This is a genomic window from Paenibacillus sp. JT22N1 (genome assembly GCF_059692155.1).
In genome coordinates, this window is sequence record NZ_JCAUAW010000001.1 from 811,361 (window position 1) to 834,088 (window position 22,728).

General features: G+C 43.0%; 20 protein-coding genes and 1 pseudogene. 11 read left to right on the forward strand and 10 right to left on the reverse strand.

The annotated features are described in order from the left end of the window. Positions 1-12 precede the first annotated feature (12 nt). Positions 13-723 (forward strand): YebC/PmpR family DNA-binding transcriptional regulator, encoded by a 711-nt coding sequence (locus AC58UU_RS03595; protein WP_307547592.1) that lies wholly within the window; start codon positions 13-15, stop codon positions 721-723. A 91-nt stretch (positions 724-814) separates the two neighbouring features. Here AC58UU_RS03595 and AC58UU_RS03600 read toward each other — a convergent pair whose 3' ends face one another. From AC58UU_RS03600 to AC58UU_RS03610, 3 genes are all read right to left on the reverse strand, one after another. Continuing rightward, on the reverse strand, positions 815-1,045 hold the full coding sequence (locus tag AC58UU_RS03600; RefSeq protein ID WP_171644535.1) for a cold-shock protein: 231 nt from the start codon (positions 1,043-1,045) through the stop codon (positions 815-817). A 69-nt stretch (positions 1,046-1,114) separates the two neighbouring features. Further along, the gene (locus AC58UU_RS03605) at positions 1,115-1,315 is read right to left on the reverse strand and encodes a cold-shock protein (protein ID WP_028553508.1); all 201 of its coding nucleotides are present in this window, start codon (positions 1,313-1,315) and stop codon (positions 1,115-1,117) included. Positions 1,316-1,514: 199 nt separating this feature from the next. Further along, positions 1,515-1,937, reverse strand: a complete 423-nt coding sequence (locus AC58UU_RS03610) for a MarR family winged helix-turn-helix transcriptional regulator (RefSeq protein WP_171688823.1) — start codon at positions 1,935-1,937, stop codon at positions 1,515-1,517. A 196-nt stretch (positions 1,938-2,133) separates the two neighbouring features. Here AC58UU_RS03610 and AC58UU_RS03615 point away from each other — a divergent pair, with 196 nt between their 5' ends. Beyond that, positions 2,134-2,589 (forward strand): CBS domain-containing protein, encoded by a 456-nt coding sequence (locus AC58UU_RS03615; protein WP_497313163.1) that lies wholly within the window; start codon positions 2,134-2,136, stop codon positions 2,587-2,589. A gap of 51 nt (positions 2,590-2,640) precedes the next feature. Beyond that, a complete protein-coding gene (locus AC58UU_RS03620) occupies positions 2,641-4,101 on the forward strand; it encodes an MDR family MFS transporter (protein WP_497313014.1) in 1,461 nt (486 codons plus the stop codon). A 62-nt stretch (positions 4,102-4,163) separates the two neighbouring features. Here AC58UU_RS03620 and AC58UU_RS03625 read toward each other — a convergent pair whose 3' ends face one another. After that, complete coding sequence (locus AC58UU_RS03625) at positions 4,164-4,904, reverse strand: SDR family NAD(P)-dependent oxidoreductase (RefSeq protein WP_497313015.1); 741 nt, start codon at positions 4,902-4,904, stop codon at positions 4,164-4,166. Positions 4,905-5,030: 126 nt separating this feature from the next. On the opposite strand from AC58UU_RS03625, the gene AC58UU_RS03630 reads away from it, so the two are divergent. From AC58UU_RS03630 to AC58UU_RS03640, 3 genes are all read left to right on the forward strand, one after another. Next, positions 5,031-5,936 (forward strand): LysR family transcriptional regulator, encoded by a 906-nt coding sequence (locus AC58UU_RS03630; protein ID WP_497313016.1) that lies wholly within the window; start codon positions 5,031-5,033, stop codon positions 5,934-5,936. 152 nt (positions 5,937-6,088) lie between these two features. Continuing rightward, positions 6,089-6,466, forward strand: a complete 378-nt coding sequence (locus AC58UU_RS03635; RefSeq protein ID WP_497313018.1) for a carbohydrate-binding protein — start codon at positions 6,089-6,091, stop codon at positions 6,464-6,466. Between the two features lie 492 nt (positions 6,467-6,958). After that, positions 6,959-7,459 (forward strand): NUDIX domain-containing protein, encoded by a 501-nt coding sequence (locus AC58UU_RS03640; RefSeq protein ID WP_497313019.1) that lies wholly within the window; start codon positions 6,959-6,961, stop codon positions 7,457-7,459. Positions 7,460-7,770: 311 nt separating this feature from the next. Here the strand turns inward: AC58UU_RS03640 and fdhA are convergent, their stop codons facing one another. From fdhA to AC58UU_RS03660, 4 genes and pseudogenes are all read right to left on the reverse strand, one after another. Beyond that, positions 7,771-8,985, reverse strand: coding sequence for a formaldehyde dehydrogenase, glutathione-independent (gene fdhA / locus AC58UU_RS03645; protein WP_497313021.1), 1,215 nt, complete (start codon positions 8,983-8,985; stop codon positions 7,771-7,773). Positions 8,986-9,001: 16 nt separating this feature from the next. Beyond that, entirely contained in the window at positions 9,002-9,853 is an 852-nt protein-coding gene (locus AC58UU_RS03650) for a sugar phosphate isomerase/epimerase family protein (RefSeq protein WP_497313023.1), read from the reverse strand. A gap of 331 nt (positions 9,854-10,184) precedes the next feature. Continuing rightward, positions 10,185-11,057 (reverse strand): AraC family transcriptional regulator, encoded by an 873-nt coding sequence (locus AC58UU_RS03655; RefSeq protein ID WP_497313025.1) that lies wholly within the window; start codon positions 11,055-11,057, stop codon positions 10,185-10,187. Between the two features lie 478 nt (positions 11,058-11,535). Beyond that, positions 11,536-12,783, reverse strand: a pseudogene (locus AC58UU_RS03660) (HEAT repeat domain-containing protein); the annotation flags it as partial. 144 nt (positions 12,784-12,927) lie between these two features. On the opposite strand from AC58UU_RS03660, the gene AC58UU_RS03665 reads away from it, so the two are divergent. Together AC58UU_RS03665 and AC58UU_RS03670 are read left to right on the forward strand one after the other, a co-directional pair. After that, positions 12,928-13,800 carry a helix-turn-helix domain-containing protein gene (locus tag AC58UU_RS03665; protein ID WP_497313027.1) on the forward strand — a complete coding sequence of 291 codons (873 nt, stop codon included), beginning with the start codon at positions 12,928-12,930 and terminating at the stop codon, positions 13,798-13,800. A 206-nt stretch (positions 13,801-14,006) separates the two neighbouring features. Beyond that, complete coding sequence (locus AC58UU_RS03670) at positions 14,007-16,019, forward strand: glutaminase family protein (protein ID WP_497313029.1); 2,013 nt, start codon at positions 14,007-14,009, stop codon at positions 16,017-16,019. Between the two features lie 81 nt (positions 16,020-16,100). On the opposite strand, the gene AC58UU_RS03675 is transcribed toward AC58UU_RS03670, so the two are convergent. Both AC58UU_RS03675 and AC58UU_RS03680 read right to left on the reverse strand, forming a co-directional pair. After that, entirely contained in the window at positions 16,101-16,736 is a 636-nt protein-coding gene (locus AC58UU_RS03675; RefSeq protein WP_497313031.1) for a CBO0543 family protein, read from the reverse strand. Positions 16,737-16,857: 121 nt separating this feature from the next. Next, entirely contained in the window at positions 16,858-17,739 is an 882-nt protein-coding gene (locus AC58UU_RS03680; protein WP_497313033.1) for a LysR family transcriptional regulator, read from the reverse strand. Between the two features lie 141 nt (positions 17,740-17,880). On the opposite strand from AC58UU_RS03680, the gene AC58UU_RS03685 reads away from it, so the two are divergent. From AC58UU_RS03685 to hutH, 3 genes are all read left to right on the forward strand, one after another. Next, on the forward strand, positions 17,881-19,098 hold the full coding sequence (locus tag AC58UU_RS03685) for an MFS transporter (RefSeq protein ID WP_497313035.1): 1,218 nt from the start codon (positions 17,881-17,883) through the stop codon (positions 19,096-19,098). 574 nt (positions 19,099-19,672) lie between these two features. After that, complete coding sequence (locus AC58UU_RS03690; RefSeq protein ID WP_497313037.1) at positions 19,673-21,004, forward strand: MFS transporter; 1,332 nt, start codon at positions 19,673-19,675, stop codon at positions 21,002-21,004. Between the two features lie 96 nt (positions 21,005-21,100). Next, a complete protein-coding gene (gene hutH, locus AC58UU_RS03695; RefSeq protein ID WP_497313038.1) occupies positions 21,101-22,660 on the forward strand; it encodes a histidine ammonia-lyase in 1,560 nt (519 codons plus the stop codon). Positions 22,661-22,728 lie beyond the last annotated feature (68 nt).

Here is a 22,728-nt window from a genome sequence, read left to right on the forward strand (position 1 = left end):
GTGGGATCAATCGTGGGCCGTAAGTGGAATAACATTAAAGAGAAGAAAGCCTCTAAAGACGCAAATACAAGTCGAATTTACGCTAAGTTCGGCCTAGAAATTTATGTAGCAGCACGGAAGGGTGAACCGGACCCGGAAGCGAATCGTGCATTGAAAGTTGTACTCGAACGGGCAAAAACCTATAATGTGCCGAAAGCAATTATTGATCGCGCTATCGATAAAGCAAAAGGCAGCTCAGATGAAATTTATGAGGAGCTTCGTTATGAGGGCTTCGGACCTAACGGTGCGATGGTCATTGTGGACGCATTGACGAATAACGTGAACCGTACTGCTTCAAGCGTACGTGCTGCATTTAGTAAAAATGGCGGTAATATGGGTGTAAACGGCTCAGTCGCTTACATGTTCGATGCCACTGCTGTCATCGGTATTGAAGACAAGAGCATCGATGACATCATGGAAATTTTGCTAGAAGCGGATGTAGATGTTCGTGACATTGCAGAAGAAGATGACATCGTTATGGTTTACGCTGATCCGGAGCAGTTCCATGCTGTTCAAGAATCATTCAAAAAGGCTGGAATCACGGAGTTTGCCATTGCTGAACTGACGATGCTAGCTCAAAACAACGTCACCTTATCGGAAGAAGGACAAGCCCAATTCGATAAATTGATTGATGCTTTGGAAGATTTAGAGGACGTGCAGCAGGTATATCATAACGTGGAATAACAACGGGTCTCATAAAACAACGAAAAAGCTGGTTCCTGTACGTAACAGAAACCAGCTTTTTTTGTATGCACCGTAATCAATATGGTTCCCCCTACGAGATCTGTCTGCCTTTATTTAGGGACTTCATATCTATGTTGGAGTTGGCAAGCAGAGGAAGCATCTTCACGCTACTAATCATGGGTGAATGGCAAAGGTGGCAAGTTGGAACGTATTCAAACGCAAAATTGTCTCGAATCCAACCCTTACAATCTTCTTTCTTGCAAGCCCAGATTGTAGTGTTTTCTTGAGGGAGATCTTCTAACGATTTTCTTCGAAAATACATAGTTTATCCTCCTTAGATTAAAAAAACTGCCCTTAACACGTGTTAAGGACAGTTTACTGTGTCTGTGTATTACAGTTTTACAACATTCTCGGCTTGAGGTCCGCGGTTGCCTTGAGCTACGTTGAATTCAACACGTTGACCTTCGTCTAGTGATTTGAAACCATCGCCTTGAATCGCGGAGAAATGTACGAATACGTCATTTCCGCCCTCTACTTCGATAAACCCAAAACCTTTTTCTGCGTTAAACCATTTTACTGTTCCTGTTTCCATAATAAATTACCTCCAAATAGTTATTTAACATGTTTTTTTAACAAAAAAATCACACATTGAAAAAGGTACCATTACACAAATGATCACCTTTTCAATATGTGAATTCATGTGAAAACTGTTTATAAGATGTATCTTATCACACAAAAGTCTGCAAAGCAAATTAATATGGTTCCAATGAGGGTGGAACACTAAGGGGGGGTTATATAAAAGTGCGGTTAAACTTACTCAGAAGTTCTCCGAACATTTGCTGATCTTCCAAAGACCAGTCATGCAATAGCTCCGCTACTCGTTCGAAACGCGCCTGTTTGTTTAAAGCCAGTTCTTTGGCTCCGCTTTCCGTGATTTGAAGGGAATAGGCACGACCATCTTGGGGATCTAGAATCCTGTATACATAGCCTTTTTGTTCCAGAGCGGCCGACTGTCGGCTGATTGTTGAGATATCCAGATGAAATTCCTCCGCCAAGGCTTTGACGCCGGCAGATCCGTGTGAAGAGATTTGATGAAGTAAAAGATAGGCAGAACGATCCAGATTTCCAACTTTTTTATTAGTGGTTGCGGCCATAAATCGGCGCATAAGAATGGCTAATTCAACCTCGATGGTTTCGGCAGGATGTTTCGTCATAGGTTACCTCGTCTTAAGTTCTTTATAAAACTTCATTACTTTTATCGTAACATACCCGGTATGTTTTGAATATCTTCGAACATACGGACTGAATACGGATTGACTTCGCACTGTATAGTTGTATAATGCAAGTATATAGTTTCATCATACAACTTATTTGAACAAAAGGCAATTTCTAAACTGGAGGGGAACCGTCATTAAGGCAAATGAAATCATGGTTCGTCAAGTCTACAAAGTAAAAGAAGACGATACTGTACGCGTCGTGATTGAAAAATTTATAAAGCACCGAATCAGCGGGCTTCCCGTTGTTAACGATCGGAATGAAGTGGTTGCTTACATTAGTGATGGGGATATTATGCGTTTTATCGGCAAGCATGACGACCATGTCTTCGGTTCTTATTTCTACACGGCTGTCATCAAGGGAGACAATCAAGAGTTCCACGAAAGAGTTCAGAGCTTGCTTCCTTTGAATGTGATGAAAATCGCCCGAAAGAAGGTAATTACCGTAGATTCTGAAGAGGATATTGAGCAAATTGCTGCCATATTGGGTAAAAAACGAATAAAAAAACTGCCGGTTCTACACCAAGGCGTTCTTGTCGGAATAATCAGCAGGGGGGATGTTATTCGGCATTCCTTCCAGTCCATTTTATAAGGATGCCAAAGGAAAGAAAAGAACGTACTTCGGCAAGTTGGAGGAAAAGAAGTGGAGAGTAGAGACTCAATACAGAAACCATTCTGGCGTATTGTTTTTGCCGTATTTTTTGGGAATTTCATGGCGGCTTTGAGCACGACTACCATTAATGTCGCTTTGCCGGTTTTCATGGATGATTTTAATGCTCCACTGAATACCGTTCAATGGATGATGTCTGGATTTATGCTAGCAACTGGCGTTATTGCTCCTGTCATTGGATTCATCGGAGATAAATTAAGCTACAAACGGCTGTATGTCTACGCATTAGGTGGATTTACACTAACCTCCTTACTTTGCATTTTCGCATGGAATATGGAGTCGCTTATCGCTTTTCGAATTCTACAGGGACTCTTTAGCGGTATTATTATGCCCACAACGATGACGATTATTTACCAGGTTATTCCCAAAGAGAAGCAAGCCAGCGCAATCAGTCTTTGGACCGTTTCTGCGATGCTTGCACCTGCATTCGGCCCAACGCTAGGGGGCTGGTTAACGGAATTTTATGGCTGGAAAGCTTTATTCCTCATGAACATTCCGATCGGGATTATAGCAATGCTCGTCACTCAGCGTTTTATTCCGTACTATCGGCTGGGGAAAGGTTTATCCTTAGACTTCATCGGATTTATTACGGTCATCATCGGAACGAGCTCGCTGCTTACATCCTTTAGCCAAAGTCATAGCTGGGGATGGACATCATGGAAAACGATTTGGCTTATGCTTATGGGCATTATCATGATTGCTTACTTTGTTATGCGGTCGCTTAAGTCAAACGAACCACTACTTAATTTGCGCTTATTTAAAATACCGCGGTTTACGTACAGTCTAATTTTGAATTGCACGATTACGATTTCTTTGTATGCTGGGACCTTCCTTATCCCGATTTACCTGCAAAAAATTCAACATGCATCCGCACTGCACACCGGGCTTGTCATGCTGCCGGGAACACTGGCGATGGTGCTTGTTTCTTCACTTGTCGGGAAAGTATATAACAAGGTGGGGCCATTCCGCTTGGTCCTGTCCGGCGTCATACTAATGGGTGTGTCCACATGGGCGTTGTCTCGATTAAGCATGACTTCAGGCACAATCTTCATCGTTACCTGGATTGCCATTCGTTACGTTGGAATCGCTATGAGCAATATGCCCGTAACAAATGCCGGGATGTCTGCCATTCCATCGCAATCGTCAGGGCAAGCGTCGGCACTTATGAACTGGATCCGTCAAGGAACCGCTGCTCTTTCTGTCAGCCTTTTCAGTACCATTCTTTCTTCCAGAACCCTTAGTTATATGGGACAATCTGGAGTTAATGATAGCCAAGCAGCTTCGCGCGCACTCTCCCTTAGCATACAGGACGTGTTTATAATCGGCACGATACTTGTTGTCATAGCAGTTCCACTCACATTTTTCCTCAGGAAAAAAAGCCCCTCTGCAGGCGGGGTGATTATGGGCAAGATGGAGGAGGTAAAAAACGGATAAGCATCGACTGGTTAATCATAGTTTTGCGAATAAGGAGCAGACTGCCGTTGCAGCTACTCTGATTATAAAGTTTGTCCACTATCAACTGTAATGATTTGACCTGTCATTGCTTCTTGTTCCAAGGCTGCACAGATAAATTTAGCAATATCTTCAGGTGTGGAAATGCGCTGCAGCAGAAGATTAGGAGCTAACCTGTTCATTTGTTCTTCTCTTCCAGTCCACCATCTTGTCGCGACGGCTCCCGGTGCAACGCAGTTGACTTTAATATCTGGAGCTAAGGCGCGTGCTAACGATTTCGTAAGACCGTGAACTGCCGCTTTGGATACGGCGTATGGAAGAGAGGAGCCTAATCCTGTTTGTCCCGCTATACTGCCGAGATTGACAATCGCTCCTTGTTTATTTATTTTCATGAATGGGGCAACAGCTCTAGCGCAGAAATACATACCTTTGACATTAACATCATAAAGTTCATCCCATACTTCTTCTGTTGCCGCTTCCAGATCATCAAATGGGATATGCCGTGTAATGCTGGCATTATTCACAAGCAAATCAATCGTCCCAAATTGTTGAACCAATGTATCTACCATTTTCCTGACTTCTGAGTCTTGAGAAACATCGGCTTGCATGGTTATTGCGCGACCACCTTTTATATTGATGATTTGTGCTGTTTCTTCCGCATCGGCTTTAGAACGCGAATAGTTCACCGCGACAGTTGCCCCCCGCTCAGCAAGTGCAAGGCTAGTAGCCCTTCCGATCCCTGTACCACCGCCAGTAACAAGAGCCACTTTGTCTTTTAAATCCATAATTAGTCCATCTCCTTTTGTTGCACTATGATATTAATGATTGTATATGGCCATTTTAAATTTGTATAATTGAATTAATTGATCGATATGTTCAAAAAAATTGAACTTGGAGCTAGGGGTACTTCGATGGATCTTAAAACATTAAAAACGTTTCAAATGATTGTAAAGTACGGTAGTTTTATCCGTGCAGCTGATGAAATGAATTATGTACAATCCACCGTTACGATGCAAATCCAAAAGCTTGAATCCGACTTGGGCGTTCAGCTTATCGAACGCGGAAAAAAAATCAGGCTAACAGAAGCCGGGAGACTGTTCTATGAACAGAGTTTGCAAATTGTAAAGAATATAGATCAGTTACAAACGAACTTGTCGGATTTGAAATTAGGCGAAAGGGGGAATATCCGTTTAGGGGTGACGGAGCCAACTGCCAGTTATCGATTACCTGGAATCTTAGAGAGGTTTTTATCACAATTTCCGAAAATTCGTATCTCGGTGGAATTTGCAAACACGCCAACATTAAGCGAGCGGCTTCTCAAAGGGGATATCGATTTGGCTCTTTGTTCGGCACCGGATCTGGGTTCCGATCTCTATTTTGAACCCTTATTTAAGGAAGAATTTGTGGTCTTGATGCCGGAGAACCATCCGCTTGCCCAAAAAGCTGTTATCGCGCCGGAGGATATTCCGGGACATCGTCTGCTTATCACGTCAGCAACCTGTCCTTACCGTAGAAAACTTGAGATGGTATTGCAGGAATCAGGGAACATTCCAATAGATACTATGGAGATTGGCAGTATGACAGCTTTGAAATATTATGTCGAAAGCGGGCTAGGTATTGCCCTTGTGCCAGAGATTGTTTTGAAACCAGTTCCTACAGGAACGACGATACGGCCTATGAGCGGCAGTCTTATAGACATGACTTTCGGCATTCTCTCCAAGCCTTCGGAATATCCATTGAAACAGGCAAGCTCAAAGCTTTACCAATTTCTCAAGCAAGAACTTCTTGAACAATTCCCCAGTGCACTCAAAACCTAGATCCTCAGCTCGTTGCTGTGGGTCTTTTTTGCTGGCTAATTACAAAGTCCGTTAATTATCGTTATATTTCTGGAAATAATCGTGTAGAGATCTCTTTGATTTCATTCCTATAATGGACATGGATGTAATTACATTTTACAAGGAGAGATTTTATGCGAGAAAGGATTGCAAAATGGGTAGCTTTGTTCATGCTGTTGTTTATGACTGTCCCTTCCAATGCCGGTATTGGTGTTCAAACCGCGTATGCGGAAAGTCAGACCTACGAAGCGGAAGCACCTGTTAATGTTTTAAGCGGTAACGCGTCAGCGGCCGAATGCACCGTATGCTCGGGAGGAAAGAAGGTAGGCGGCCTCTATCAAGGAAGCTCGCTGCAATTCAACGGAATTACCGTGAGCGAAGCTGGAAGCTACAAGGTGTCGGTTTCCTACATATGCCTTATTTTGATCAAAAACGTGTATTTCACGTTCGCGGAACGAGGAACCGCTATTTCCCACTTTCGAGGTGTAAAAACCGGTAAAACGCCAAAATAACGTCCCCACGTTCCGCGTACATGCCCCGCATCGGCATAATCACCGAAATAGCGGCTCCTCGTTCCCTTATGTCCAAAATCACTCCACAGAGTTGGATTTGACCCAACTGTTTATCTGTATTTGAACAGATTTCTATTTACCTGCCCTCGCACTCAATTTTTAACTGTACACTCCAATAACGGAGCACGTCACATGGTTTACGACAGGTCAAACAAGAATCATGTACCCCTACAACGCTGGAGAAATTCCGACCCTAAGGGCGGCGTAAGCCGTTTTTTTTTTTATGATTTGTTTTCAATATAATTCGTCAATTTGTCTGGTTCCTTAATAGATTTGAAATTGTGAATTAAGTGAAACGAGTGTCGAGAACCATGTAGTTAGAAATGTAGGGTTACTCGTTGTATTCTCATATTCCTTGCAAGTCTAAGTAACGGAACCAAGCCAGATATGATAGGATTATTTTATCCAACAAAATCCGAAGGGTGAGCAAATATGAGTGGTAGTTGGCATGATTCCTATTTAGGTAAGCTTCGCAAAGTGATTGGAACGCAAAAAATAATAGTAAACTCGGTACGGGCCATAGTATTGGATGGTGAAGGTCGTGCCTTGTTCATAAGGCGTAGTGGTGATAGAAAATGGGGTATGCCCGCTGGAGCTATGGAATTAGACGAATCCGTGTTTGATGCAATGAAGCGTGAAGTCAAAGAAGAAACAGGGCTTGACGTTCTTCAAGCAACACTAATTGCTGTTTATTCATCTCCATCCACACAAACATTCACGGATGGTTGGGGTAACGAGCATCATGTAATCGAATATTTATTTCGAGTAGATGAGTGGAAAGGTACTCTTGAAAAAGAGACTGGTGAGAGCGTAGATGCCGACTTTTATCAACTAGATAATCTTCCAGAAGCTTCGAACGAGCTTTTTGCAAGACATCACGAAAGAGTGTTTAAAGATTATAAAAAATTCGTTGGAACATTAATTTTGGAATAATAAGCTAACGCAGTTTTTTTCTATATTTCATCGGTGTCGTGCCTACAAGCTTTTTGAAAGCCTGGCAGAAATTAGGTAAATTGTTCGTGACGTATCGAGTGAAATTTCATCGGAATAATGCCCCTCTAGCCAATTCATGATTTTTTCAGAATAACGAAGCTTCCTTTGTGGATTTAATCCATTTCCATTAAGCAGACAGATTTAATATTATTGCAAGAGAGCCATTGCCTAACATGTGAGTTAGCAATGGCTCTTTTCTTATTTTCAATTACCGTCATTTGGAGGAATAAAATGAACAAGCTTTCATCCAATTATTTAACAAGGCCATGTGGATCAATAACAAATTTCCGCGAAACGCCTCGATCAAAATCTTGATAAGCTTTCGGAGCATCATTCAATGAAATAAGTGTTGCATTTACTGCTTTAGCAATTTGTGCTCTGCCGCTAAGAATGGCCATCATCAAATCCCTATGATATTTCATGACAGGTGTCTGACCTGTAACGAAGGTATGGGATTTTGCCCAACCAAGTCCGAAACGAATTTTTAGTGTACCAATTTTTGAATCTTCGTCAATAGCACCTGGATCGCCAGTCACATAAAGCCCTGGAATTCCCAAGCTTCCTCCCGCGCGTGTCACTTCCATAATTGAATTCAGCACGGTAGCTGGCGCTTCACCATGAGATTTCCCATGTCCATGAGCTTCAAAACCTACGCAATCAATAGCTGAATCCACTTCAGGAGAGCCCAATAGTTGATCGATTTGCCCAGCTAAGTCACCATTTTCACGTAGATTAACCGTTTCACAACCAAAACTTTTCGCTTGTGCAAGACGTTCCGCATTTAAATCACCGACAATAACAACGGCCGCTCCCAGCAACTGAGCAGAGTGAGCCGCTGCAAGACCTACCGGACCCGCGCCGGCAACATATACGGTTGATCCTGGACGAACACCTGCACTAACAGCACCATGATAACCCGTTGGGAAAATATCAGATAGCATTGTTAGATCAAGGATTTTTTCCATCGCTTGTTCTTTATTCGGAAACTTCAATAATTGAAAATCTGCATATGGCACCATCACATATTCCGATTGCCCTCCAACCCAACCCCCCATATCGACATAACCATATGCGGAACCTGGACGATCCGGATTGACATTTAGACATACATTTGTATTCCGTTCTTTACAGCTCCGACAACGACCACAAGCAATATTAAAAGGGACAGAGACGAGATCTCCCTTTTTAATAAATTCCACATCGCGTCCAACCTCAATAACCTCACCAGTAATTTCATGACCTAAAATGAGACCTGATGGTGCCGTAGTTCTACCTCTAACCATGTGTTGGTCGCTGCCGCAAATATTAGTTGTAACGACTTTAAGAATGACGCCATGCTCACATTTGCGACCCACATTCAATGGGTTGACGCCTGGGCCATCCTTAAGCACCAAATCTGGATAATCCGTATTTCTAACCTCTACACTACCTGGCTTACTGTAGACAACAGCTCTGTTTCCTGACATTTTCGTTAACCTCCCATTATCGATTGATCGTGCTCCATAGTTCTCTTACTACACGCTGTAAGTACAGAGATTGCCGCCATCGGTCACTAATCTCTTTGTTTCTCCCGCTTGCTTCATTCGTCGTTATTGCATATGATGGTGGACCTAGTTCAATTACGACCGGGAATACATCATTTGTATTAGCTTGAAGCATCCAATTTTTCATTCCCAATTGCCACCATTTCTTAAAATGGGAGAACATCGGATGATTTTCTTCCTCACCAGGGTCAATCTGTATTTGCTCTCCGTTCGATATTCGTGTATGTATGCTCGAAGTGTTCGAAAGTAATGAAAGCAATAACTCGTCCGCTTCCTGAGAAACAGTATGCATTTCCCCAGCGACGATGTAATGGGAGAAGTCGATTGTTAAAGGTAGAGACTTTAGTTCTCTAACGTATTCAACGGTACGTATTAAATCTTGGGTAATAGTACCCCTATGTGTTTCAATGAAAACAGGAATTCCCGCATGCTGAGACAGTTGCTCAATTCCCTTCAAGAGCTGAATGGCAGATTGACCTGTCATGAACGGTTGCATGACTTGTGCATTAATAAATCCAATACCACCAAAGGCTTTTGCTCTTTCCAGGAAATCAGCTAAATCCTCATACGATTTTGGGTAAGCGTTTACACTAAACGAAAGGTGATACTTGTCTAATAGATGCTTCCAATAATCAGCATTCTCGGGTGAAGGAAGGAATCCATTAATGCCGTCATAACCACTGCTAGCAATTAAGGCAATTTTCTCTTCGTCGGACAGTACGTTTCCTCCAAAAACATCAAGATTATCCATTGCCCACCACGACATTTGAACTTCTAATTGATTGTTCATGTTTCTCACCCCTTATCTCAAAGTCATGGGATGGTAAGTGACATCCATCTCTCAATCTATAGTGTAAGTTGAATTTTAAATTGGATGAAGTATTAATCTTGCTTATTTATCATGCAATCCTGCTATTATGAAGATTATTTTTAATCTGATTGTTTAAACAATATAAATCGTCTACTATTTAGTTGTAGAAATGCTACGAGAATAGTAGGGGGCGTAAAATAAACGGAGCATCGCGGGTTTGCGTGCTCCGTTTTACATTTATTTATGAAACTGCGCGATTCCTTTGTTGCAAGGTTAAAAAAGAACCGTCCTTCATTGCTTCAATCTGTAATTACTTTTTCAAAATCGGTATCCATATTTCACTTTTAAAAGTTGGTGAGGTTACATCTTTATTCTCATTCCAAAGGATTTCTGGACCTTCTATTGCTTCATAGTTTGAGGATGGAAACCACTCGGAATAAATGCGTCCCCATACATTTTGCAGTGTATCAGGAAAGGGTCCGATTGCTTCGAATACAGCCCATGTTGAAGCAGGCACATCAAGCTGTGTTAGGTTATCTGGACACTCCTTTGTTGTTGCAACGCCAATATAGTGATCGAGTTCCCCTTTTTCCTCCATCCTGCCCTCAGAAAAGTTTGTGGAAGCACTAAGCAGTCCCATAGGCTCGACATTAGAAAGGTTTTTAAGATTATTGATCGTCTCACCATCTAAGCTTTTCCACATAGACGTAATCTCCGGATTAACTCCACTAAATTGGATAGGAACTCTTTTCTTAATTCCAACAATGCGAAATGCCTCTTTTTCCTCAATTCGGTAGATCATTTCATTTCCTCCTTTGATGGTTAACTGGAAGGTCATTGGCGGGTAGGCTTTAAGTGAATGGCCATTATTTCTGGCTTCTGATGGTGCAATGCCATGCAAATTTTGAAAAGCTCTCGCAAAAGAATCTGGTGAGTTGTACCCGTATTTCACTGCAATGTCAATGACCTTTACGCTGCTGTCTTTGAGCTCAAATGCTGCCAAGGTAAGGCGTCTGCGGCGGATGTATTCTGATAGCGAAATACCTGCAAGGAAGGAAAACATTCTTTTGAAATGGTATTCGGAGCAGAAGGCGCATCTCGCTACTTCTTTTAAATCAATATCGTTCGTAAGATTTTCTTCAACGTACCTTAAAGCACCATTCATATTTGTAAGCAACTCCATTTATCTGACCTCCTCTATCAAAAGAATAGCAAGAATTGAATGTATCCATCCGACATTTGGTGCACAATTATGTAGGGGCTATTCTTAGGAGTAGATTTACCTACTTATAGGACAGCCCCGCCTTCGTATTCAGTTAGTAATCGGGACCTTAAAAAGTACTGACTTTACTTGTATCCGGACACCATCGGGAAGTGCGGTAATATCGAATCAAGATATCGACCCCTTCTTCCGTTCGCAGATGGGTGAGTGCTTCCGCTGCATAAGCTCTGACGTAACGGTCTTTGCTGTAAAGAGCTTGCTCCAAGGAGTGAACAGCTTCCTTCACATCGCCAGCATTTCCGGTGCGCAGCAATGAAAGTGCCGCAGTATATCCGACTTTATTGGTAATGTATGTCTGATCGCCTACATACGACTTTTTCGAATCCGTATGATTTGATTCTGAAGCATCGTCTGTTTCGCATCGTAGAGAATCCTTCAATACTTTCGCTAATGCCGAAACAACCTGTTCACCAGCATTCTTGAGCATACCTAATGATTCAACCGTATTCCTGCGAACCCATTCACTCTGATCCTGCAAGCTTGAGAGAAGCGACGGCACCACTTCACCTTCGGAAGATCCTATCATCCCGAGTACGAAAACCGCCAACGCCCTGCGCTTCTCATCCTCATGTTCCATAACACGGAGAAGCTCGGGGATCGCCTCAATGCCAGCTCCTTGCAATCCGTATGCGGCCCGTTCCGCTGTCAGGCTCGATCCCTCCGTTATTTGCTTGATCAGCATTTCGATTCCTTGAGTTCCAAGTTGTCCAAGTGCATAGGCTGCATTCAAAGCGGTCGTTTCCACCGGATCGTTTAATAGAAGCCCTAGCAAGGGAGCGCAAGAAGCCGCTTCTGCTCCGATGAGTCCCAATTCGTCCGCTGCCCGCCCGCGATCGGCTGCATTCTCTGCCTCAAGCTCTTGCCGTAATGCTAACAATCGCTCCGCGTTCTTTGGCGCGCCAACCTGCTTTGCCGTAGGTTCTCCTCGTAGCCAATCCCATACGTCTTGCCATAAATTCATATGGATAGCGGGCGTTCCTTCCGGTACAATCATCTCTCTGTTTTGATGATTCCAGCTCGGAAACTCCGGTGCACTCAATCTGAGAAATTGAAATTTAAGCATATAACGATCTAGTTCTGATACATTAAGCGAAGCTCTATGCCACAAGTCGAAATGCACGAGTACCATAGTACCCGCCTTGCCTGTGGGCAGCAGCGTCTCACCTTGGTCGCCGAGAAATTTTTCGTAGTATTGGGTGCCTGGCATGATCGCAGTAGGCCCTAAATCTTCGGTAATATCGTGGGTGTAATAGAAAATCATCGCCCACCACGGTCGATGGCTGCGCATGGAAGACCAATAGCCGTCTTTGTGCCATTTTCCGCCACCCGGCGTCTGATTTCCCGGTTGGTTGTAATGACAGTGGCGATGTGGATGCATGTAGTAGTCTGGACCAAGTACACTGCTTAAGGCTCCCTTGACGATCGGCGTATCGAACAGCTGCTGAATGTCCGGAACACGGGGCAGAATGTTGTTACCAGGGTTGCCTTCATTATGCATAACATGATTGATCTGGTTCATAATGCTCATATGAAGTTGATGAGGCATGTCGTTCTGAAGTACAAGATATCCTTTGGTAATAAATTGCATCATTTGCTCATCTGTCAACAAATACTTGCTATCTAACATGTTAAATCCTCCTTAGAAATCATCATCTTCACTTATAAATATTACAGTGTTCGGTTAATTTTGTATTTGCAAAATCGTCATTTATTTGTACAATCGTCATATCAATTTCATTTTAAATTTTTACGAATAAGGTGGTGATCGTGGATGGATTTCGCCGACTTACATCCGTATGTGTACTTTGCAACACGGTACCCATTCTCCAAAGGACAGACTAGCAACAATCGGATCTGTTATGCATCCTCCCTATATTTGATCAGTGAGGGAAGAGGTGTCATTCATACCAATGGTCGCACTTATGAAACGGAAGCCGGCTCTCTCGTGTACATACCAGCAGGACAGCCCCACCATTGGGTTGCGGACAGCCAAGAACCGATGGTCCACATCTGTTGTTATTTCGATTGGTCATACATAGATCGTAGGGCCGAGTTCACCCACCCGAGCATGATCTGCTATGATGCAGCCACTCTTGTTCATACCCTGATCGGACCTGCATTTCCTTATTCATTACCAGAGCATGTGAAAGTTGAGAAGCTGCGACTGTGGATGGATTTTTTTGAGAAGTTTTATACCGAAAATCACTATACAAACCAACGGACGTACGTTCGCAGCTTAAAGGTTCAGAGCAGCTTCCAACAGTTTATTGAGTTTTTTCTAACTTTTGCCCTGAAAGAGGAGCATATCCCTAATCTCCGTATGTCCAAGTTGCTCGAGCGATTGGATCAGGATCTGGTACAAGGCAATCTGCAGCCTTTGGAAATCTATTACAGAGAGCTGTGCATAAGCCGTGGTTACTTTTTTGATTTGTTCAAATATGCAACCGGATTGCCACCAACTCAGTATGTCATCCAATTCAGGATCAATCGGGCTAAGGACGACCTCCTCTTTACGAATCTAACCATCACCGAGATCGCAGACAAACACGGATTTTCGTCTTTGCATTATTTTTCGAAGCTATTCCGCAAGATAAACGGTCTATCACCACGGGAGTTCCGAGAAGAGAACAGAGACGGTCTATGACGATAGAAGACGAAAGAAGCACCAGAAGGGCAGCATTTGAGGCGTAAATGAAGCGAATGATGTGACAAAAGCCGGTTAGGAGTCAAGCGACTCTTAATCGGCTTTTGCCTTTTCAAAGACTACGATAACTATCATTGACATATATGCATCCATATATTTATTATATTATATATACATATTAATGCATTTAGAAAGGGTGTTGTCACATGACTGAGGGTACGTTTAGACCGTCGGCAGTTCCGCTTGTAACCGTAGATCCTTATTTCAGCGTATGGTCTTCGGCCGATCGACTTACGGATGATTTCACGCGCCATTGGACGGGTCAAAGGCAAGCCATGACCGGATTGATCAGAATCGACGGAACGACTTGGCGTTTTGCTGGGCGGGTAGAATCTAGCGCCGAACGATATTTCACGGAGCCGCCGGCAATGGAACAAACCCGTTTGTCCATCACCCCGCTTTGCAGCACATACTCCTTCGAAGCTGCAGGCGTAGCTCTTGATGTTCGATTTATTACGCCTTTGCTTTTGGATGATCTGGATGTTTTATCTCGGCCCGCATCCTATGTTTTGTTGGAGGTCCGTTCAACGGATGGGAAATCTCATGACGTGAAAATCTATTTCGACGTAACGGGTGAGTGGTGTGTTGATCATCCACGGCAAGCCGTCGTATGGGAACAGGGGGAGAATGAAGGGGTCGTTTGGCAGCGAATGAGCCATGCCGAGCAGCGCTATTTGAACAAGTCGGGTGACGATTTACGTATCGACTGGGGCGATTTCTATCTATGCACTCAGAGTTCGGACCGTGTTAGGACTTATGTCGATTCGGCCAATATTCGCAAATTGTTCGTGAGAAATGTGGAAATCATTGCAGGGGAAGCACATCGAATGCCTTTGGAGGTCGCGGACGGCAAACCCGTGATGGCGGTTGTGTTCGAAGTGGGCGAGTTGGGCGCAGACCCGGTCGAAAACTTGGTTGTGCTTGCCTACGACGACATTTATGCGGTGGAATATTTCGGTGATAAGCTGCAGGCCTATTGGAAAAGAAACGGCAAGAGTACGATGGAGATGATTGCCGAAGCATTTTCTGATTACGAACAACTAATGGTGCGATGCGCGGGGTACGACCAGCAATTACTTGAAGATGCCCTTAAGGCGGGTGGCGAGAAATATGCGGATATAATCGCTCTATCCTACCGGCAGGCTATCGCCGCTCATAAACTCGTAAACGATTCGAATGGGGATTCGTTGTTCCTTTCAAAAGAATGCTACAGCAATGGCTGCATGGCCACCGTGGATGTCAGTTACCCTTCTGTTCCGTTATTCCTTCTGTATAATCCGGAACTTGTTGAAGCAATGATTCGGCCGATCTATAAATATGCCAGAACCGACGCTTGGCCTTTTGAGTTCGCTCCCCATGATATTGGGCAATATCCGCTAGGCAATGGCCAGGTGTATAGCAATAATGCAAGGGAAGGGCAAATGCCGGTTGAAGAATGTGGAAATATGCTGATTATGGCGGCTGCCGCTTGCTTATCCGGGGGCAAGGTTAGCTTTGCGAGTGAGAATTTGGATTTGCTTGAGAAATGGACTCATTATTTATTAGAATTCGGTTTAGACCCAGATAATCAACTATGCACGGATGATTTTGCCGGACATTTGGAACGAAACGCAAACCTGTCCATCAAAGCCATTATGGGTGTAGCGAGCTACTCCATACTTATGGCGTTTATGGATAATGAGGTGGAGTCGGTTCGTTATTTGAGCTTAGCAAGGGAAATGGCGAGTAAATGGAAAATGTTTGCTGACGACGGGGATCACTCGAAATTGGCGTTCGGTCAAGAAGGAACCTGGAGCTTGAAGTATAACTTAATATGGGATTTAATATTCGGCACGGAATTATTCGGCGAAGAGGTCATCCACAGAGAAGTGAAATGGTATTTGAAGCAAAGGAATGAATACGGTACTCCGCTGGATAGCAGGGAAACTTATACGAAAGCGGATTGGCTCATATGGTCAGCTTCGCTCGCGACTGATCGGGACGATTTTATTAAGCTAGTGGAACCGTTATGGAAAATGATAAACGACACCCCGGACCGGGTAGCTTTCTCTGATTGGACGGATACGATTACAGCCCGGCAGCTGAATTTCCAGCATCGCAGCGTCGTGGGGGGATTTTACATGAAACTGCTGAAAGAAAAAGGAATAAGGCAAGTATAACAACAAGGATCACCTTCTCCGCTGAGATGCTCATCAGCGAAGGGTGATCCTTGTTGTATCTGTTTATATGTCATAAGGCTTCTATTTAGCTTTTTCTTTTTTAAGGAATAGTTTTTTTATTGAAATTTTTTGTCCGTATGTTGGCTCTTTTTGGCGTTCTTGTTGAAAATGCAGGAATAGGTTGGTAACCCATTTGGATAAAAAAGAGACACCCAAAAAAATTAGGAAGATGTAAAAATAATTCATTCCTTTATATAAACGGAATAAGCCAAATGCTACCAAAGCAGGTTTAAACAAAAAGGAAAGAAAGATAGTGTATGCTGTAGCATAAAGGTAGTAATTTCTACGATTATTTAAAGTCCATTGGTAAAGCAACATGAAAGTCACTGGAATGAAAGACGTATCAAGAGAAACGCTTGCAGGCAGAAAAGGAATTAACTTATAGGGATAAATCACAAGTCCGTTTGTTACGCAAAAGATATCAGCATAATGGAACCACATATGAATATTAAAACCAAAGAAACCGATAAGCAGAGCCTTTCTTCTGTCGATTAAGAAATAAAGGGCTATTAAAGGAATAATAAATAACCCTATAGTAAACCAAAATTCCCAAGTGTTTATATTTGAATATTTAAACCAATAATCAATTGATGTACTTGAAACTCTTTCATGTAATTTTCTGATTTGTTCCAACTGATTAGTTTGGTCAGGACCCAAATCTATCTCCTCCTTTCGGTTGTATTTACCTATTTTGTCCAGACACGTAGTACTTTATGCCTTGCGATGTGCGTGAAACAAAGGGACTTATTTCAGCACTAAAAATTCGATTAGAGTCCGTTTATTTCGGACTAAAATGCTCGGTCACTTTGCGAATAAAGGCTTTAGCCGCTTGACCAAGAAACCGATCGGACCGATAGATGATGCCGATATTGCGGCTAGGCGCATTTTTGGTAATGTGAATGCATCTCAGATCTGGTTCATTAATGGATTGGATTAAAGGAAGTGGGAGGACGCTCGCTCCAATGTTTGCCCTTATTAAATTAATAATGGAAGTTGGTGAGGTGGTTTCCATAATAGTGGTTAATTCAAACCCATACTCACGGCAAAAATCGTCAACGAGCTCTCTGCCAATCATACCTTTAGGAGGCATGACGGTTTCAACATGGCGCAGCTCGTCAATATCAATAGACTGTCTGCCTGCTAAGGCGTGGTTCTCGGAAACCGCTAGCACATATTCTTCAAGGCACAGAGGAATTCGTACCAAGCGTTCATCTGGCTGAGGCATGATTCCAATGCCTATATCGACTTCATTTGCCAGTACCTGTTCAACAATTTCAACAGAAGATACGATTCTGAGCTTAATTTTGGGGAATTCGTGGTAAAAATCAATTAACATTTTTGATATTCTGTAATCCAAATCCGAGGGTAATACACCTACGATTAATGTGCCTCTCTGCAAATTATGAAGTTCACCGATAAATTCATTGACGTTTTTCAGACTTCGCAGGACAACACGGCTTTGCTCAAGAAGAATGGAGCCTGCTTCTGTGATAGCGATTTTTTTGCCAATCCGGTCAAACAAAGGAATGTTTAATTCATCTTCTAGCGCACGGATTTGTTGGCTTAATGCAGGCTGTGAGATTCCTATTTTTTCCGCAGCTCTAGTGAAGTGCAATTCCTCGCATACGGCGATAAAATATTCTAATTGACGAAATTCCAAGCTTTTCACCTCTATATATCATAAGTATTGCTTATGATTATAATAGGAATGATAATATTGATCAATTATTCGTTTTCTTTTACACTAGTGTAATTGAGCGCTGCTCGATCGTACAAAATGAAGTGTAAGGGGAAATGCAAGATGAAATTAAGGTTTGGATATTTAGTATGTGCATTGTTTCTTGCCTCCATTAATTTACGTCCGGCCATTTCGTCGATTGCTCCATTATTGGAAACGATGCGTAAAGATCTTGGAATAAACGGGGCTTTGGCCAGCCTTCTTACCTCAATTCCGGTACTATGTATGGGTTTGTTTTCGCCTATAGCCGTTAAGATAAGTAATCGATGGGGATTGGAGAAGACACTGACTTGGTCTCTATTGCTTATAGGTGTAGGTACCATTCTTCGCTATTTTGCGGCTTCCTCGCTGCTGTTGTTGCTTACCGCTTTTCTTGCGGGCGTAGGCATTGCGATAACTGGACCCTTGCTATCTGGATTTATTAAAAGATATTTCGCTAATCGTGCATCTTCCTTAGTAGGAATTTATTCCTCAGCAATGGTAATTGGGGCAGCTCTTAGTTCAGGATTATCCGCGCCGATTCAGCATCTTTTTCACGATTCGTGGCGCGCTTCGCTAGCATCATGGGCTATATTCGCCATTGTTGCACTTCCAGTATGGTGGCGTCTGGCTGCACATGCATCGCACTCGAATTCGAATTCAACAGCTTCAAAGAACACGTCAGGAAGGGTTAAGCTCCCATGGAGAAATAAGAGAGCGCGGATCATAACGCTGCTCTTTGGCTTAATGGCGGTCATTTTTTACTCTTTAACAGCCTGGTTGGCTCCAGCGTTTGAAAGCATAGGATACGATAAAGCATTTGCCGGGGGAATGCTAACGTTGTTCACGTTTATTCAAATACCGGTAAGTTTCGTGCTGCCGATCCTGATTGCGCGCTTTCCTAAACGGATGTACTGGTTATTGGGCTGCGCTTTTTTTCAGCTTGCAGGATTGCTTGTCTTCATGATGAACGGTAATCCCTGGTACTGTGCCATGCTACTCGGCATCGGTGCAGGCGGATTGTTCCCGATCGTTTTAATGCTGCCGCTCGAAGAAACGGGTGATGTGGAAACCGCGAGTGCTTGGGCAGCGATGAACCAGTCTGGTGGGTATGTTATTGGTTCTTTGGGTCCGATTTTTGTTGGTTGGCTACATGATGCTACAGGCAGTTTCGTTCCGGCATTTGGCGGAATGGTCATAGTCGTCGTGCTAATGATGCTGCTCCAGCTTATCATTGGCAATAAAAAAGAGCAGTCAAGTCTGGAGATTCCCCGTCAAGCGGCGACTTCGTCATCCCGATGAAAGAATATTTGATAATAAAAATAACCATTCAGCCCCCACTGCTGTATGGTTATTTTTATTATCAAATTGGGTATGCTGAAAGAATTATGGCTGCTCCAAATCATTTCATAAACCTTGCAAGTAGCACTTCTTTCCAGCAATATTGTGCTAGTGATCCGAACTATAATCTAGAGCGCAATCCATAATGAGCGTTTATAATTTGTTTACTGCAGCGTATCTCAAAGGAACATTGGTATTTTGAAAACGCTTTAAAGTGCTTTGAAACAAAGAAAAGGAATGGAATGTATCACTTTATTAGTCAAAATCAGAAATGATCAGATCAGTCTGATTCTAAACTGGAAAGCAAAATCGTGCTAGTGTTAGGCAATATTGTTTAGTTCCATCCATCTGTTTTGAGAGTATCCTAATGTTAATAAACTTAACATTAATATTCGTTTTGATGATCTAAAATCATTTATTGTTAAGTTAATTAACATGAAGGAGGCGCATGGAGTCCTAACTTGATAAAATCGTAGAAAAAGATGAACCGGGCAAGAAATTTTAAAATCGATTTTCATAAACGGGGGTTACTTCTATGTCCGTACAACTTTCCACGAAACCTTATAAGATTGATGACGCTCCACTCAATAAGTTTCATCTGAAAATTACAGCACTTACGTTTGGATCTAATTTTTCTGATGGGTATGCTCTCGGCATTATTGGAATGGCTCTCACTTTGATTGGACCTCAAATGAACCTTAGCCCGATTTGGAGCGGATTAATAGGAAGTTCAGCGTTGATCGGACTTTTTTTCGGCAGTCTACTCCTCGGAGGACTATCCGACCGTATAGGTAGACAGAAAATCTTCCTTGGTAACTTCGTAGTCATTGCTTTAGCATCTTTCTTGCAATTTTTTGTACAAGATCCTACGATTCTGTTCATCCTGCGTATATTGATTGGTTTTGCTTTGGGTGGCGATTACGCGATTGGGTCGACGCTGCTTGCTGAGTTCGCGCCTAGAAAACATCGAGGTTTTTTACTTTCTTTCTTGAATGTCATGTGGACTGTCGGATATGTAGTCTCCAACATTGTCGGTTATTATCTGCTTAAGACCGGCCCGGATTCCTGGCGGTGGATGCTAGCCAGTGCGGCTATCCCGGCAGTAATCGTTCTTCTAATGCGGATCGGAACACCTGAATCTCCAAGATGGCTCATTAGCATGGGGCGTGTGGAGGAAGCAAGGGAAATCGTGAAGAAGCATATCGGTCCACTTGCGGAGCTTGATGAAACGCGTTTGGAGCATACCTCCAAAACGTACCGTTTTCAAGATCTTTTCGGAAAACAGCTTTGGAAGCGTACGGCATTTGGCGGTCTCTTCTATGTCTGTCAAGTGCTTCCCTATTTCGCAATTTATACGTTCCTACCAGATATTTTAGCTAAAATGGGATTTGAAGAGACGTTCCTTATGGACACGATTTTAAATTTATTCCTGCTTGTCGGTTCGATTGCCGGTCTGTGGTTTACCGAGAAATATTCGCGCAGAAGCTTTACGATTAACACGTTTATTATCCTTACAATCTCTTTGCTTGCACTTACTCTTTTACCTGCTGGTTCACACATCGTGGCTATTACGATCTTTTGTTTATTTACCTTCGTCATGTCAGCCGCTTCAAATCTTACCTTAGTATATCCAGCCGAGCTCTTTCCAACCGAAATCCGGGGATCTGGTGTCGGTGTCGTGACTGCAATAAGCCGCATCGGTTCGGCTGTTGGAACATTTCTGTTGCCGGTAACAATTAATTCCATGGGACTAACCCCTTCTATGATTGGTATGACAATAGTTCTGCTGATAGGGACCATTGTTTCCATCGCCTGGGCGCCGGAGACGAAATCGCTTGCCCTGGATGATGACATCCATTATCATTAAAAAACTTTTACAAGAGATGTCTCCGACATCTCTTGTATGAATATTTAACTGACAACTATTGCATAGTATGTATTGGTTTTAAAAGGAGATGTTTTCATGAAAATTGCTTCTGCTCCTACTCATCCTAAAGACATAAATCAAGTAATTCTTGGCGATCATCAGGTCTCTGTTGCCGAATTTGTCGCCGTAGCCCGTTACGGGGCAAAAGTATCATTTTCGCCGATTTATTGCGATCGCGTTAATCATTCCAGAAGTCTTATCGAAAAATTTTTAAACGAAAACCGCATCATTTATGGCGTAACGACCGGCTTCGGGAGCAATGTGACCGAGATCATCTCAACCGAAGATGCCGAAGCTTTGCAGCGCAATATCGTTAGATCCCATGCAGTTTCCGTAGGCGATCCACTGGAGAAAGAAGTTGTCAGAGCGATTCAACTGACGATGCTCATTCATTTGGGGCGTGGCTATTCCGGCGTCCGATTGGAACTGCTAGAGCTCATAGCATCGCTCTTAAATCAAGGAATTACGCCGTTTGCTCCCGGTGATGGATCCGTCGGTTATCTTGCCCCAGAAGCACATATGGCGTTAGTGCTAATTGGGGAGGGAAAAGCTTGGCACAAGGAGGAACTCCTTACAGGCAGAGAGGCGCTTGAAAGAGCAGGGTTAACCCCTACGACATTAAGTTGTAAAGAAGGGCTGGCGCTGACCAACGGATCGTCATCTGTCACAGCTATGGCCATATTAACCCTATTTAATGCCATTCAAGCGGTGAAAACAGCTGATATTGCGGGCGCAATGTCATTCGAAGCTTTAAAAGGTACGATTCATGCCTTCGATCCAAGGCTCCATGCTTTAAAACAACATGAGGAGCAGGCTAAGACAGCACAAAATTTATTGCGAATCCTTAAAGACAGTGAAATTGCCGAAACGTATAAAAACTATCGAGTGCAGGATGCTTTAAGTTTAAGATGCATCCCTCAGGTTCATGGAGCTTCTAAAAGAAATTTGAAGGATGCCGCCTACACCATTAATAATGAGCTTAACTCTGTAAGTGATAATCCTGTTATTGTTCCCGAGGAAGACGACGGGATTGCCTTAATGGGGGGTAATTTTGACGGCACTTATGTCGGTATCCAGGCAGATATCATGTGTATAGCCATGGGTAATTTGGGAAAAATAGCGGAGAGACGAATCGATCGATTAGTAAATTTTCACCTGAGCGAGATGCCTAGTTATTTAGTGAGAAATCCGGGATTAAACAATGGATATATGATCCCTCAATATACAGCTGTTGGGCTGCTGGGGGAAATCAGGATTCTTTCTCATCCAGCCTCCGTAGAAAGTGTTCCCACTAGCGCCAATCAAGAAGATGTTGTCAGTTTCGCATATGCGGCCTCGAAGAAAGCCTATCAGATTTCGAAAAAGCTGTCGTATATTTTGGCAATTGAATTAATGACTGCTGTACAAGCTCTCGATTTTCATCGGCCGATGAAATCTTCTCCGGTTATTGAGCAAGTCTATAACCTGATACGAACACAAGTGCCAACGGTGGAGGAAGACCGCTTTTTCTATCCTGACATCGTGACGATCTATCATCAAATTCATGAGGGCGACATCGTTAAGGTTGTTGAAGACATGATAGGTGAAATAGAATAAAATAACATGGAAGCAGTTTTCTCTGAAGTTTAAGAGCAAAACGGCTTCCTTTTTTAAGATAGGGGGTG